At 43.6% G+C, this 15,269-nt stretch carries 12 protein-coding genes; 6 read left to right on the forward strand and 6 right to left on the reverse strand.

What is annotated here, in order from left to right; translation table 11 throughout:
* The first annotated feature begins 20 nt into the window (after positions 1–20).
* The gene (locus SVI_RS05340) at positions 21–254 is read left to right on the forward strand and encodes a hypothetical protein (protein ID WP_013050422.1); all 234 of its coding nucleotides are present in this window, start codon (positions 21–23) and stop codon (positions 252–254) included.
* A 117-nt stretch (positions 255–371) separates the two neighbouring features.
* Here SVI_RS05340 and SVI_RS05345 read toward each other — a convergent pair whose 3' ends face one another.
* The 5 genes from SVI_RS05345 to SVI_RS05365 all read right to left on the reverse strand — a co-directional run bounded on the left by SVI_RS05345 (position 372) and on the right by SVI_RS05365 (position 7,110).
* Positions 372–758 (reverse strand): DUF3192 domain-containing protein, encoded by a 387-nt coding sequence (locus tag SVI_RS05345; RefSeq protein ID WP_013050423.1) that lies wholly within the window; start codon positions 756–758, stop codon positions 372–374.
* A 174-nt stretch (positions 759–932) separates the two neighbouring features.
* Positions 933–1,691 (reverse strand): flap endonuclease Xni, encoded by a 759-nt coding sequence (gene xni / locus SVI_RS05350; RefSeq protein ID WP_013050424.1) that lies wholly within the window; start codon positions 1,689–1,691, stop codon positions 933–935.
* Positions 1,692–1,794: 103 nt separating this feature from the next.
* Positions 1,795–3,147: a nucleotide 5'-monophosphate nucleosidase PpnN gene (gene ppnN / locus SVI_RS05355; RefSeq protein ID WP_013050425.1), complete on the reverse strand. Its 1,353-nt coding sequence runs from the start codon at positions 3,145–3,147 to the stop codon at positions 1,795–1,797.
* A gap of 102 nt (positions 3,148–3,249) precedes the next feature.
* Positions 3,250–4,806, reverse strand: a complete 1,557-nt coding sequence (locus SVI_RS05360) for a GGDEF domain-containing protein (RefSeq protein WP_013050426.1) — start codon at positions 4,804–4,806, stop codon at positions 3,250–3,252.
* Positions 4,807–4,953: 147 nt separating this feature from the next.
* Complete coding sequence (locus tag SVI_RS05365) at positions 4,954–7,110, reverse strand: tetratricopeptide repeat protein (protein ID WP_013050427.1); 2,157 nt, start codon at positions 7,108–7,110, stop codon at positions 4,954–4,956.
* A 168-nt stretch (positions 7,111–7,278) separates the two neighbouring features.
* Here SVI_RS05365 and SVI_RS05370 point away from each other — a divergent pair, with 168 nt between their 5' ends.
* Entirely contained in the window at positions 7,279–9,084 is a 1,806-nt protein-coding gene (locus SVI_RS05370; RefSeq protein WP_041419718.1) for a M61 family metallopeptidase, read from the forward strand.
* A gap of 75 nt (positions 9,085–9,159) precedes the next feature.
* On the opposite strand, the gene rdgC is transcribed toward SVI_RS05370, so the two are convergent.
* Positions 9,160–10,071, reverse strand: coding sequence for a recombination-associated protein RdgC (gene rdgC, locus SVI_RS05375; RefSeq protein WP_013050429.1), 912 nt, complete (start codon positions 10,069–10,071; stop codon positions 9,160–9,162).
* Between the two features lie 293 nt (positions 10,072–10,364).
* On the opposite strand from rdgC, the gene SVI_RS05380 reads away from it, so the two are divergent.
* The 4 genes from SVI_RS05380 to SVI_RS05395 all read left to right on the forward strand — a co-directional run bounded on the left by SVI_RS05380 (position 10,365) and on the right by SVI_RS05395 (position 15,075).
* Positions 10,365–11,327, forward strand: coding sequence for a porin (locus SVI_RS05380; protein WP_041419719.1), 963 nt, complete (start codon positions 10,365–10,367; stop codon positions 11,325–11,327).
* Positions 11,328–11,519: 192 nt separating this feature from the next.
* Positions 11,520–12,209: a phosphate regulon transcriptional regulator PhoB gene (gene phoB, locus SVI_RS05385; protein WP_013050432.1), complete on the forward strand. Its 690-nt coding sequence runs from the start codon at positions 11,520–11,522 to the stop codon at positions 12,207–12,209.
* Positions 12,210–12,291: 82 nt separating this feature from the next.
* Positions 12,292–13,599: a phosphate regulon sensor histidine kinase PhoR gene (gene phoR, locus SVI_RS05390; RefSeq protein ID WP_013050433.1), complete on the forward strand. Its 1,308-nt coding sequence runs from the start codon at positions 12,292–12,294 to the stop codon at positions 13,597–13,599.
* A 504-nt stretch (positions 13,600–14,103) separates the two neighbouring features.
* Positions 14,104–15,075 (forward strand): PstS family phosphate ABC transporter substrate-binding protein, encoded by a 972-nt coding sequence (locus tag SVI_RS05395; RefSeq protein WP_013050434.1) that lies wholly within the window; start codon positions 14,104–14,106, stop codon positions 15,073–15,075.
* Positions 15,076–15,269 lie beyond the last annotated feature (194 nt).

The following is a 15,269-nucleotide window of genomic DNA, read 5'->3' on the forward strand; positions in this document are numbered from 1 at the left end:
TCATTAAAAAGGAGCTTTAAATGAAAAAGTTAATCTTGAAGAGTCATGTTCTATTTTTGTTAGCTACATTTTCGGCGGGTTTATACGCAGTAGTGCCATTAGAAGGAGAGGCTGAATGGGAAGCTTTTAATCAGGGAGAAGAAAAGCGCCTACAAACATCAAATACGGATGCAAGGAAAACGATTGAAGTGTTACGCCGTGAAGCTGAAGCCAAGCGAGAAGTCTTGCGTCAAGAGGCACGAGTGACATACTAAGCTTCTCTAGGCACAGGGTAAGTCGAACTAGGCTAGTTATCGGTGAATACCAAGGGGTATTTAATTGCTAGCCTGTTTCTTATAGCAATCAGTATAAGAAACAGATCTATTGTAAATTTAGCTACCTATGCTTGCCGCAAGATATTGATCATAAGTATCAGATCCCCAGGCGATCAGTTGTTGATTCTTAAATAACAGCGGGGTGCATTCGTCTCTGGTTGTTTTCCCATCGGATTGAGCATGGTGAGTACGATAAAAGAGTACCTGCAATGCATCATCACCAGTCACTTTCGCTTCCGAAAAATCCGCCTTGCCCATTCGCTGCTTTATGTCTGACAAGCTCTGGCCTATGATGATATCGGCTAGTTGTGCATTGTTGTAAGCCTGCCTGTCTTCCCAGTGCATCTCATCGGGTGTCGGTTCATAGACGAGAACCACGACAGCGACAAAGGCGGTGTAGGCAGCAAAAATAGAGCCGATAATGACTGGAACTTTAGATTTCATCTGCGAGCTAGGTCCTTGATACATAATAACGGGATAACACAGATAAATTATACCTATGCAGCCCTATAAGATACCCACTTCATCTCACAAGGTAAACAGCAAGATGGTAACTTAATGTTTACAAGTTGGTGCCTTCTGTCTAATCATATCTTATGTGGATTTCGCGACTACTGCTTACTGTGGCAATCTAAATTGGCTAAGATTAGCCTTTAAGGGCATATCAAGTTGCAGCTGAACCAGCTTGTAACTAAGCCTAGCCATCTGTTTTCCCTCTTCGAGCTTCTTAGCCTGTTTAGCTCCCACTTCATCGATAGAAGAATAAATATTGGCTAGAGAGCGAAATATCTTTAATAACTCTACGGCTGATTTCGGACCGATACCCGGAACACCCGGTATCTTATTACCGCTGTCTCCGGCTAAGGCCAGATAATCGATAAACTGTGAGTGTTGAACCCCCAGTTTCTGCTCGCGTTCTTCTACTGTCAGATAGGCCTTGTTGAAGTGATCCCATCTTTTGATCTTAGGATGATTGAGCTGAGTGAAGCCTTTATCCGTCGAGACTATGATGGCTTCACCGCCACTGGTGGCGAGTTTGCTGGCTAAGGTGGCAATGACATCGTCGGCCTCGGAGGCAGCATCCAGAGAATTCACATGTATTTTAGCAAGATGCAGCTTTAAACCTGGTAAGTACTCAGATAGCGCCTCAGGCATGGGCTTTCGCCCTTTTTTATAATCTTCGAACAGCTGCTTTCGCCATGAGATTTCCTTGCCGTCCCAGACTATTGCCACATGGGTAGGCTGGTGGTATTTGAGTAACTTATTACAGGCCGAAGCTACCCTGTTATCGAGTCCGTTAGTATCGTTCTCATTGGGTTGCGCTGCATGAATTCGACGGACCAGATTTAAGCCGTCAATAATTAAAAAAGTGTTCATCTGTTGTTTTATCGCTTGGTTGTGAGGTAAAGCTGGCTCAGCAAGCTGGTATTACTCACAGCTTGCTTGGCCATAATTCAGACCTTGGTATGCTTGGTCTTGTTTAATTATCTATCTTGTAGCAAGGGACATATTCGCTACCTGGCAATTTCATTCTCTGTTGTTTAACGAATGCGCTCAGCAGAGTATCCATCATAGCCATAAGCTTAGGGTCGCCTTTTATTTCGAAGGGCCCATGTTTCTTAACACTCTTGATGGTCTCCATCTTCACATTCCCCGCGACTATGCCTGAAAACGCCCTGCGCAGATTAGCGGCAAGTTCCGCCTTGTTATCCTGAAAATACAGGTTGAGATTGCTCATCATCTCATGAGTGGGATTGAAAGGCAGCTGAAATTCGGGTTCAATTTTCAGTGACCAATTATATTGGTAGGAGTCACCGGTATTTTTTCGGTGCTCTTTGACCAGATCCATACCGTGGCTCATAATTCTGGCGACTCGCACCGGGTCATCGATGACAATTTCGTATTTACTCTGAGCTTCCTCACCTAAGGTGGCTCCGATAAACTCATCGATCTTGATAAAATAATCGGCGCTCTCTTTAGGGCCGGTAAGTACCAAGGGGAAGGGCATGCCTTGGTTATCTTTATTGAGTAGAATCCCGAGTAGATAGAGCAACTCTTCGGCGGTGCCGGCTCCCCCAGGGAAAATAACTATGCCATGACCTAAACGGACGAAGGCTTCTAAACGCTTCTCTATATCGGGAAGGATCACTAGCTCGTTGACGATTTGATTCGGGGGTTCGGCGGCGATAATACTAGGTTCTGTGAGTCCCACATATCTTGCTTGTGATATGCGTTGCTTTGCGTGACCTATGGTCGCTCCTTTCATGGGACCTTCCATGGCGCCGGGACCACAACCGGTACATATGTTCATCTCTCTTAAACCAAGCTCATAGCCCACTTCTCGAGTGTACTGGTACTCGATGGCATTAATGCTGTGACCACCCCAGCATACGACGACATTGGGATCTTCCAATGGAATAACCTGGCCATTACGTAAAATATCGAAGACGACGTTGGTGATATGGCTAGAATTGGTCAGGTTGATATCTTTAAGGTTTTCGTATTTATCGCTGATATAAACGATATCTCTTAGCACGGAAAACAGGTGTTCCTGAAGACCTCTGATTATCTTGCCATCGACAAATGCGGCTTCGGGGGGGTTGGTCAATTCAATCTTAATACCGCGCTCTCGGCGTAGGACATTAATGTTGAAATCATTGAATTGCTCGAAAAGGTTTTCGGCGTTATCGCTCAGTAGGCCTGATGCGAGCACGGCCAATGAACAGTTGCGGTAAAGTTGATAGAGTTCGCTTTTAGCACTCTGTTTTAGACGATCGACTTCCATTTGCGAAAGCTGATCCATGCTTCCTTTAGGGCTGACTTTTACAATCATAGTAACTCCTTAGCTGTGACGGGAGTGCAATGATGTGTATTTATGACACCGTTAAATTTGGTGCCAGCCTATCAAAATATCTAAGAGTCTTACGGGTGTAGGCTACACGTCAATGATCACTCTGTCTCTGCTTTCATGTTTTGCTCGATACAGTGCTGCGTCGGCTCTATCAAAGGTTTCATTGATGAGCTCGTTATTAATAATCTGTGCTGCACCTATAGACACTGTAACTGTAATTCTCTGATTTTTAAACTTAAAAGGAATACTTTTTACTTTCTCTCTTACTCTGTTCAAAAGTTGTGCAATATCTGTGGCGTTAACATCAGGAATAATCAGCACAAATTCTTCACCACCATAGCGGGCAACAAATTCAGTATCACGCAGTGAGTTTTTCAGCGCCATGGCGATGACTTGAAGTGTTTTATCCCCGGTACTGTGGCCAAAACTATCGTTAATGGTTTTAAAATGATCGATATCGGCCACAGCGACCCAGAGTGGTTGTTTATGACGCTGATAATTACGAAATTCCAGCTCCATTCTCTCTTCGAGTGCGGCTCGGTTAGGCAGCTGGGTCAAGGTATCGAGTAAGTTGAGTTTCTGCTGCTCAAATAGTCGTTCCTTAAAGGTATTGGCTTCCTTACTCAGGCTGCTAAGCTCTTTGCGCATGGCTTCCATAGACTTGCGAAGCAGGGCCTGCTCACGTTCCTCTAAGGCTTCTTTACGTCCTAGAGCCGCTCTAATTGAGGCCAACTGTTCTGTGACTCGAGACTTTAGACTGTGAATATCATCGATATCTATGATGGCCTCACCGACGTTATCGACACAGGTATTAATTTCACGATTAAGCTGCTTCTTGAGTTGAAAGCTGCGTTGATTGTCGTTGTAGGAGTCGCTCACCACTTCTCTGACTGCCGATAGGGCGTCATTTAAGGCAAAGAGAAACTCCTGGGAAGCAGATTTATCTCTGGCAATATTGTCCAGTAACAGAGAAAGCACAGTCTGATAGGCTTCGATAAGGCTGTCTACTTCAATATCGTTAGAGAGTTCTTCTTTGAGTGCGAATATTCGATCCCGCTGATCTTTTCGAAATTCAATTTCTGAGATCATTTGAGCAAGTTCATGGGCCAACTGACGGTGCTTAGGTAGCACGACAAATTTATCACCCTGTGCCAGCTGTTCTTCCAATATGCTTTCGTAGAAGCCAACTAGCTTCTCGATTTTGGGGATATAATCCCAGAAAGTATGGAAAGGCTTAGTGAGATCTTTTTTGAAGTAATTAATCTCTTTCTTGACCTTATCGGGTACAGATTGGACTCTTTGTATCTGTCTGATGACCCTAGATAAGCTGGCTCTACTGTCTTCGAGTTGAACCATGACATGGTTATATTGTTGTTTAAGAAGTTGTTCAACTTCAACTAATTCAGGCAGTGATTCTTCGACAGTCTCGAAATTAGTAAAATGATGTCTTAATTTAGCAAGTTTGTTATCGAGTTCAAGATTTTGCCCTTTACAAGCAAGACTCAGATGGCCAATAAACTGCAGTAGTATTTTCAACTTATCATTTCTATCTTCGTTTATGCTATCGAGTGCGACTCTAGCAGTATGAAGTTTTTGTTTTAATAAACTGAGCTGAGAAGTGTTTGCCATCGAATCCTTCATTAACCGTTTCCTACTTTTTCAAGTTCAAGGCAAAAAATGAAAAATAGTATTTTGAATGTAAATTAGTAGTACTAATGTTATAGCAATCCCTTTGGAGTGCAAATCTCATTTTAATATAACGCGATATATTAATGATTTTGATTAGATTCACTCTGTTACATCCAGATGTTCATGGCTTTTCCATCTGGGCCAGAGAATGTCTTTCTTGTCGCCATTGGTATTGACCTTCAATAATCCGCGCATTATGCCTTTTTCCAAGTGTAAATATAGAGGCGTTGTGAAGATAGCCGATGGGGCAAAGTTTAATGCCTTAATGGAAACATAGTAATCTGCTTCCTGCCCTAGGCTCAAGGCGGCCGCCAGGGTCATCTGTGCCGCGCCAAAGTGAATCTGGGGCGACAGTCTAATGTCCGGGTCCATCAATAGAGGAAGTGGCAGGATGCCCATATGTATACAAGTGTCTCCATAATCTTTATCTATGGTGTTACGGCACCTTTGCAATAATTCATCTGGGGTGATCTCCTCAGTTAAACACAGAATAAATAGTCCTGGCCTGACAAGGTAAACACTGCCTGAAAAATCGCTATCTAAGGCTTGGAGCTGAATTTTGTTCATGTTGTTATTGCACTGAAAACCTTGCTTGATATCCGCGTTTAATTGGCCCGTTAGAGAAATCAATGCAAGGGTACAAGGTGTGTCCTTGTAGGGAGACTCAAGCTCTTCGATGAAGCCTTTATAACCAGGTAAACCACTCACTGGCTCGATAATGCCGTTATCTTCTGCCTCAGATAACTTAACTGCTAATAGGCTTTTTCTTCGCCATTGGTTTACCCCTATGAGTGATATTAAGCACACCAAAATAATAGAGGTAATCAACAGCAGTCTCGAGCGTGCTAACTGAGATCTGAGTGTCTCTTTCTCACCCTGAATCTTATTGACTTCAAGTTTTAATTTTTGTTCGGCAAGTACCGATGAGGTGTCATAGCTGGGAGTATTTTGTGTTTCTGGCATGGACAAGTTTAGGGCAATAAGCTTATCCAGTGTCCCAAAGGCTTTATCATTCTGTTTAAGGTTTCTATATGCCTGAGACAGATATTGTAATGCCTCTATCTGCTCTCCTTTCAGTTCGAGCTTCTGGGCATTCATTAAGGCTAAGTTGCCATGCTTTACTGCCAGTCGCCAATTTTTATCCGCTGTGGCAACTTGGGCAATCAAGAGATCATTAAACACAAGATAATGGTTACTTTTTTTAGATAGAAAAATGGCATTGGATTTAAACAGAAATTCAAAAGAGGTTTTGGTGTTGCCGTTTTGAAAATAGGCTTCGCCTAAATTATGATAGTTTAACGCCTGAGCAAGCATATTTTGATCTTTGTAAATGAGCTGCTGGGCATTGAGATAGTAATCAATAGCCTTATTCCAGTCGCTTTGATTGGCATGAACCATAGCGATTACAGTCATGCAATGAGCGCGTAATCGATCCATATTGAGGGCCTTAAAGCCTTTATCTGCATCATGTGCATACTGGATGGCTTGATCCCAGGACTCTAGGTCTCGATATACCCGTGCCAGTTGTAGCTGTAAATCGGCCTTGAAAAAAGGTTTTTTCTGGTGATTTGAGAGTTTAAGTGCTTCGCTGTAATGTTGTAAGGCCAAAGAAAATTGCCCGCGCATATTATAGAAAGCGCCTAAAGTGGCTTCGGCATGGGCAATTAAGTAATCATTCCCCAGCTGATAGGTCGACTCTCTATAGAGTTTCAGGTGCATCAGGGCTGGCTTATCCTGATGTAAGATACGATGTAGGCTGCCAATATGAAAATGTATCAGTTGTTTTAACAGTTGAGTCTGCAGATTTGTCTCGCTCTCTAACAGAGCCAGAGCTTGGTCATAATAGGGCAGTGCTTGCTGATAATCATGTCGACTCCTGGCTATGTATCTTCCACTTAATACTTGCAGATAGCTTTCATCGTAGGCTGTGGTACTGATCACCTTGAGGAGTGACAATAACTCTTCAGTTTTGCGGTATTTATTTTGCTCTTTCACATAGCTGCTGAGATAGAGTCGTGTGAGCAGTTGCAACTTTTGTTTTAACTCATCGAGTTTATAACCTTGGTCACTGGCTACTCGTTCAAAAGCTGAGAGACTAGTGGCTTTTATGGGTAAGCTGATGGAGGCCTGTAAATCATGTAACAATTCAATGGGTGATTCTTTGAACTTAATTTCAAGGGCGATATGATCTTGAGCGTAAGTCGAAGGGGCGGCTAAAACCAGAGTGAATATCACAAGTACAAAGATAATACGCATATAAAACAGACACCTTGCTTTTTTTAATAGACATTATGTCAGTGGTTGTAATGTTTCAAAACAGACCCGAAGAGGCATGATTTTTAGTGATGCCTAGTCTTCGAAATAGAGATATACTCTCGATCTTATTATAAAAATAAATAACAATCATAACAGAAGGAATCAAGAGTGAAACCTGTCCCTTTATCAATTTTAACCTTAAGTGCGTTTATTTCTTCATGGGCTTTGGCAGACGTTAGTTATCGCATCGACCTCACAGACTCTCAGCATCATCTGGCCAAGGTCGAGGTTGATTTTCCCGAGTCTGCAACCACAGAGCTAAAAATCAACCTTCCTGTGTGGCGTACAGGTAAGTATCAAGTCTTACCTTTGGCCGATGGTATTCGATATTTTAGTGTAAAAGATGAAGCGGGTAACAGCTTACCCTATACACGGACTGCGAGCGGAGAGTGGACGGTTGAGCTTGAACAGCCAACGTCCGTCACTGTGACTTATCAGCTATATGCTAATCAATTGGGTCAAAGGGTTGGTCATATAGACGGGACTCATGCTTTCTTGGATGCCAGTGGTAGCTTGGTATATAGCCCAGAGTTTAAGGGCCAGAAGGTCAAGGTCGAATTGGCCGTGCCAAATGAATGGCAAAGCTATTCAGGTATGGAGTCTGGAGGAAAACCTCATTCGTTTGTGGCCAACAATTATGATGTGCTGGTGGACTCTCCAATTGAGACCGGCATCAGTCACCACAGAGCATTTTCCACCGATGGTAGGGACTATGAATTGGTCATTTGGGGAGAGGGGAACTATGACATAGAGCAGATAGTGACAGACCTTTCGAAACTCAGTGGTCAGGTTGGGGCTATCTGGGATGGATACCCGTTTGAGCGTTATGTCTACATGGTGCATGCTACCAGTGGTGCTCGAGGTGCAACTGAGCATCTTAACTCGACTATAATTCAGCGTCCTCGTTTCAGTTATCGTGAGAGAGAAGATTATTTAGGTTTCATTAAAACCGCTTCCCACGAGTTTATTCATACCTGGAACGTGAAGGCATATAGGCCACAAGGCTTAGTGCCCTATGACTATCAGAAAGAGAACATGTCTGAGCTGTTATGGATTGCCGAAGGTTCGACGAGTTATTTTCAAAGCCAGTTGTTACTCAGAGCCGGAGTTATCACCCCTAAAGAGTTTTTTGAAGACCTAGCGAAACGAATCGCTCGGAGTGAGAAGACGCCTGGACGTGAAGTTCAATCAGTACAAGAGGCAAGTGTCAGCAAATGGGCGAGCACGGGGGGGGATTATGCGGTTAACCAGAGTGCCAATATTTATTCTGAAGGCTATTTCGCATCCCTGGCCCTGGATTTTTCATTGCTTAATGACACAGATCTCGACCACTCCTATCGTGATGTTCATAAGGCCCTCTACAATCAGCATAAACTCCCGGTGGGTTATTCCGTTTCCGATGTAAAACAGATCTTACAAGACCTGTCAGGCGAAGATTATCAGCAGTGGTGGCAGACTCATGTTAATTCACCTATGAGTCTGGATTTCACCTCTTTACTAGAAAATGTGGGTTTAAAGCCAGGTTATGGGGATGATTCGAAAGCTACTGCCTATACAGGTATGAAGTTGAGTGATGACTCACTGATACTTTCTGAAGTCCTGCGTGATGGACCAGCTTGGAATGCGGGTATAGTGCTTGGAGATGAAATCGTTGCTATCGATGGCCTGAAAGTATCCAGCAAAAGTTTTGAGTCTAGAATCAAAGACTTTAAGGCGGGGGATCAAGTTGTGGTGAGCTTATTCAGTGATGATCGTCTCAAACAGGTAACGCTGAAAATGGGTGAGCAACAGACTGACAAGTTGCAGGTGTTGAGTGTGGATAAACCAAGCCGAGGTCAGAAAGCCTTCTTTAAAGCCTGGTTGGGTATCGATTGGCCTTTCGATAATAAGGGCGAGTTAAAATCGGATAGTTAAACTTTAATTGGCAATTAAAAAAGCCCCTGACAATTTTTGTTGCCAGGGGCTTTTTTAAATCAGAATGAAAGAGAGTTAGATACTCTCTTCCAGTCCGCCTAATACTTCTACCAGTGAGTTCATCAAGGCGATAAGCTCGCTTCCCATCAAGGCAAAATCGGCATCGAGTCTGGCCATAGGATCTTCGGTACCTACTTCATCATTGCCGGCTCTAAACTCTTCAGAGAACTTGAGGCGCTTGATGCCAGCATCTGATTGCAATAAGAAAGCAATCGATTGGCCGAAATGTAGCGCTAGCTTATGAACTTGCTTACCGACTTCGATATGGGCCAAGACTTCAGCTTCGGTCAAATCTTGTTGTTTAAAGCGGACGATACCACCTTCATCTGAGTCTGACTTAAATTCAGCTTCATCTTGCATCTCGAAAGGTGCCGGGGTCGAGTTAGTCTTAACCCAATCGGTTAATTGACTCTCGATAGGTGCCTTAAAACTCAGAGGGATGATCGGCAGTGAACCCATGGCTTTACGTAACAGAGCCAAAAACTCTTCAGACTTAGCCGCGCTCGAGCTATCGACTAAGATCATCTCAATCTCTGGGATGATCAAGGCTCGAATTTGACTACGTCTAGAGAAGGCGCGTGGCAATAAGGTGATGACTATCTCATCTTTTAGTGCGTCTTTCTCTTTCTTAGCGAGTTTGCGATCTTCTTCGGCTTCGATCTGAGCCACTTTATCTTCTAAAGCTTCTTTTACCACTTGTGAAGGAAGGATTTTTTCCTCTTTGGTGGCACAGATAAGGTGTCTATTGCTGGCACTGTGAACCAGAGTCTGGCCTTTTTTACCCAGAGCATTAGAGAAACCAAATTTGCTGATGTCTTGACTTGAGCATGGGGAGAAAGTGAAGTCTTCCAATGACTTTTCAAGAGCTTCAGTGTCAACAGAGAAAGGTTTATTAAAACGATAAACAGTCAGGTTTTTAAACCACATAATAAGCGCTCAATCAAAAAATGAAGCCGCAGTGTAAGACATTGTCAGTCCCGGGTAAACCTGTAAACACTTATGAATAGGGCGCTAACCAGCATAATTCATCAAATTGTCACATTCATTTTTGTCGCTCTGTATCCCTTGATGTATATGGGATTTATTTTTATTTTTTTCCTCAATTTCTGGTTTTTTATGAAAACTGATCTAGATTGAAATAAAACTGCAACAGAAACGTTGCAGTATTTCGTCCGTCCAAACCAATAACTAAGACGAACAGATACGTCGAAAGGATTAAAATGATGAACGTTTTTTGTAAAACTTTACTCGCTTCTGCGCTCGCTACTGCCACTCTAGCTTCTGCACATGCGGCAGATCCTCTCACTGTCTACGGTAAGTTGAATATCACGGCTCAGTCTAATGATGTTAATGGTGAGACTGAGACTACGATTCAAAGTAATGCATCACGTTTTGGTGTGAAAGGTGCGTTCGAGCTCAGTAGTTCATTAGAAGCTTTTTATACTATCGAGTATGAAGTTGATACCGGCGATGACGTGAAAGAGAATTTCAAGGCTCGTAATCAATTTGTGGGTCTCAGAGGCGGCTTCGGCTCAATCGCTGTGGGCCGTAACGATACCATGCTTAAAAAGTCCCAAGGTAAAGTCGACCTGTTCAATGACCTGTCCGGCGATATCAAAAAACTGTTTAAGGGTGAAAACCGCATTGCACAGACCGCCACGTATATCACACCATCAATGAGTGGGTTTAAGTTCGGTGTGACTTATGCGGCAAGTGGTGACGATGACCAGTTAACGCAAGACGGTTACAGTTTGGCTGCCATGTATGGCGACAAGGGTCTTAAAAAGTCACCTGTCTATGCCTCTATCGCCTATGACTCAGACGTTAAAGGTTATGAAGTCGCTCGTGCAACGGTTCAGGGCAAGATAGCCGGATTTAAACTTGGTGCCATGTATCAACAGGAAGAAAAGGTTTATGTTTACGACAAAGAAAATGATGTCGTCAATTCTTTCGATGGTGACAGCTACACAGGTTACCTATTGAGTGCGGCTTATACTATCGATGCCTTGATATTGAAAACTCAGTATCAAGATATGGAAAATAAAGGTGATTCATGGAGTGTTGGTGCCGATTACAAGCTAGGTAAACCGACTAAGCTTATGGCATTCTATACCAACCGTTCCTACGAGAAAGTTGAAAACGATGACAAATTTCTCGGTCTAGGTATCGAACATAAGTTCTAATTGTTCTAATTAAAGAACAAAGTAACAAGAAGGAGGCTTAAGTCTCCTTTTTTTGTGCTGTCATTTAACCCAGTACCATAGGTTTTATGACAATAATCTGCACTTTATGACAATATAAGTTTAGCCGATCATAATTTTGTAATAAAAATGACCAATAATGATGCGTGAACATTCACTAACAGAAGATTGTATATGACAGCTAAGATATTAATTGTTGAAGACGAGTCGGCTATCAGAGAGATGCTGGCATTTGTTCTAGATCAACATGGTTTTAACACGACATCAGCTGAAGATTTTGATTCGGCAATAAATATGATATCGGAGCCCTATCCCGATCTTATTTTATTAGACTGGATGTTTCCAGGTGGCAGTGGCATTCAGCTGGCTAAGCGCTTGCGCCAAGATGAGTTTACTCGTCAGATCCCTATCATCATGCTTACCGCGCGTGGTGAAGAGGAAGATAAGGTTCGTGGCCTAGAAGTCGGCGCCGATGACTACATGACTAAGCCATTCTCTCCAAAAGAGCTAGTGGCTAGAATTAAGGCTGTGTTACGTCGCAGTTCACCGACCAGTCTAGAAGAGCCTATAGATGTTCAGGGGCTTATGTTGGATCCAGTCAGTCACAGAGTGACCGTCGGGGATCAGGTATTGGAAATGGGGCCGACAGAATTCAGGTTACTGCACTTCTTTATGACTCATCCTGAGCGAGTCTACAGTCGTGAGCAGTTACTCGATAACGTTTGGGGCACCAATGTCTATGTAGAAGATAGAACGGTTGATGTGCATATAAGGCGCTTACGTAAGGCGATTGAGCCATCTGAACACGATCGTTTAATTCAGACGGTTCGCGGTGCGGGTTACCGATTCTCAACGAGACTCTAACTTAGCTTGAAAGCGTTAGGCACGAGATCTAATTTAGGTTATCTTGTGCCCGTCTCTTACCTATGGTTTCGATGCGATTTCTATGTTTGATTCTTATTCCGGTTATCGACTGCTATCACGGTTAGTAACTTATCTGGTGTTATGTTTTATTCTTGGTCTGCTCCTGGGCGAGGTTGTCTGGGTTCTGCTGATCGGCACTGTGGCATTGCTGTTCTGGCATTATCGTCAACTCTCGAGACTCAATTTTTGGTTATGGCGTGACCGACGGTTAACACCGCCCAATGGTCGTGGTAGTTGGGAAGGGGTCTTCAACGGTATCTATCGCCTTCAGGGCAAAAACCGTAAACGTGTCTCCCAGTTAGCATTTCTGCTTGGCCGCTTCAGGCAAGGGGCTGAGGCGCTTCCGGATGCTGCCGTGGTGTTAGATTCTGAGCACAACATCATCTGGTGTAACAAGCTGGCCCAGCTGTTATTGGGTTTTGTCTGGCCACTGGATAATGGCCAAAGAATTGATAACTTAATTCGTCACCCTGACTTTGCTCAATACCTCAAGAAAGCCGCCTATCAAGAGCCATTCGAGTTGGCATCACCACTTTCAGAGGGGCACATCCTGGAGATCCGTATCATGGGATATGGCACCGGGCAGTTCCTGCTTATTGCCAGAGATATCACCCGGGTGAGGCAGCTTGAGGGAATGCGCAAAGATTTTGTCGCTAACGTATCCCACGAACTTAAAACTCCACTCACAGTACTGCAAGGTTATCTGGAGATGATGCAGGCCATGGCCGAACCTGGTTCGCCAAATATTAAGGCCATGGAGCAGATGCAGCAACAAACCAATCGCATGCGCTCTATGGTCGAACAACTCTTAGTCTTATCTAGAATAGAAGATTCTGTTGAATTGAATTTAAGCAATATTATTAATATGGACCATATGATCGAGGTATTAAAAGAGGAGGCAAATGCGCTTTCTCAGGGTGAATACAATCTGATTTTTGATTGTGAGGCCAACTATCATCTCTATGGCAATGAGATTGAACTCAGGAGTGCTTGCTCTAACCTCATCTCTAATGCGATTCGATATACAGAACCGGGTGGTCAAATAAGCATATGTTGGCAGCGAGTCGCTACAGGCGGCCTGTTTAGCGTCACCGACAGTGGTGACGGTATAGCGCCCCAGCATATTGGCCGGCTCACCGAGCGTTTCTATCGAGTAGACAGTGCCAGAACCCGTCAACGAGGGGGCACGGGATTAGGCCTGGCCATCACTAAACATGCTTTGAGCAACCATCAGAGTGAGTTAATGATTGACAGTGAACTTGGTAAGGGCAGTACATTTAGCTTCGTTATTCCGACTAATCTCATCGAAGGCACTCATCAATCCGATTAAGGATATGATGGGTTCACATCAAAGCAGACCTTGAGTCTGCTTTTTTGATTTCTGCTCAGGGTAAAAAGGCCACTAAGATATATCGCTTAAATAGACATTAAAAATTCACTTAAAATGCACATTGTCATCTAAGTGTCACGCCAGAGTAATAGACTTGTCATCAGAGAAACAGATACTGGCAGCAACTTATATCAATCCTACTAAATATATGCTCTTTCAGCGGGAGTTCAAAGTGCTATAGGCAAGGCGGATGCTTGAAGCTAATAGTTATTCTATATTGAAAGCATCTAACACAGCATAAAGGGCTTTGAAACCCGCACTATGTGAGCCTCTCAGGCATTCCACTTCTGCGTTGCATTGATTTAAAAGGGAGTAACCATTTTTTTATCTATGCGTCTTGAATTGAAAGGCCTGAGTGGCTCTGAACTGAGCACCTATTTTAGTGAGATTGGTATTAATGTTAACTCAATTAATGAGCAAGTACGCTTAACACTGGAGCAAAGAATGAAACTGAAACAGCTTATAGGCGCGGTTAGTTTAACAGCCGCTAGTGTATTTTCTGCAGCATCAATCGCTGCAATCGATCCGTCACTACCTAACTATGAAAAAACAAGCGGCGTATCGGGTAACCTATCTTCCGTAGGTTCAGATACTCTGGCTAACATGATGACGCTTTGGGCCGAAGAGTTTAAAGAAATTTATCCTAACGTGAACATCCAAATTCAAGCGGCTGGTTCTTCTACTGCACCTCCAGCGCTCACTGAAGGGACTTCTCAATTCGGTCCTATGAGCCGTAAGATGAAGCCGAATGAAATTGAAGCGTTCGAGAAGCATTATGGCTATCAGCCTACGGCAATTCGTGTCGCTATCGATGCCTTAGCGGTATTTGTTCATAAAGATAACCCAATTAAAGGTCTGAGCATCCAACAGATTGATGACATTTTCTCGGCGACACATAAGTGTGGCGGCAGTGATGTTAAGCGTTGGGGGGATCTCGGTCTGGAATCTAGTTGGGCGGCTCGTGATGTGCAGCTTTATGGTCGTAACTCAGTATCGGGTACTTATGGTTACTTCAAGAAGAAAGCCCTGTGTAAAGGTGACTTTAAAGCGAACGTGAATGAGCAGCCAGGTTCTGCGTCTGTAGTACAGTCGGTGTCTCAGTCACTCAATGCCATAGGTTACTCAGGCATAGGCTACAAGACTGCAGGCGTGAGAGCGGTGGCCATTGCGAAGAAGGGCACTAAGTATATCGAAGCTAATGCGGCTAATGCGGCAAGCGGCACTTACCCACTATCACGTTATCTTTATGTTTATGTGAACAAGCATCCGAACAAAGACCTATCCCCAATGGACCGTGAATTCTTGAAGTTTGCACTGTCTAAGCAAGGTCAGCAAATTGTTGAGAAAGATGGTTATGTGCCACTACCACGCAGTGTGACAGCCAAAGATTTAGCCAAAGCGGGCATTCGCCTGTAAGTCTACAAACTCGATATTGCTAGACTAATAATGTTCAAAAGGCCTCAGATGAGGCCTTTTAAAGCTTTTAACAAACAACGTGTTACCATTTAAAACAAGTGGTTAGGTGTGTTTCTGTTGCATCCTAACCAATTCTAAACAGTCCTTTCGTGTCAAATTGTGGGCATGGTTCAAATCAAGTGAACACTTTTGTC

Origin of the sequence: Shewanella violacea DSS12 (genome assembly GCF_000091325.1) — a bacterium.
GTDB lineage: Bacteria > Pseudomonadota > Gammaproteobacteria > Enterobacterales > Shewanellaceae > Shewanella > Shewanella violacea.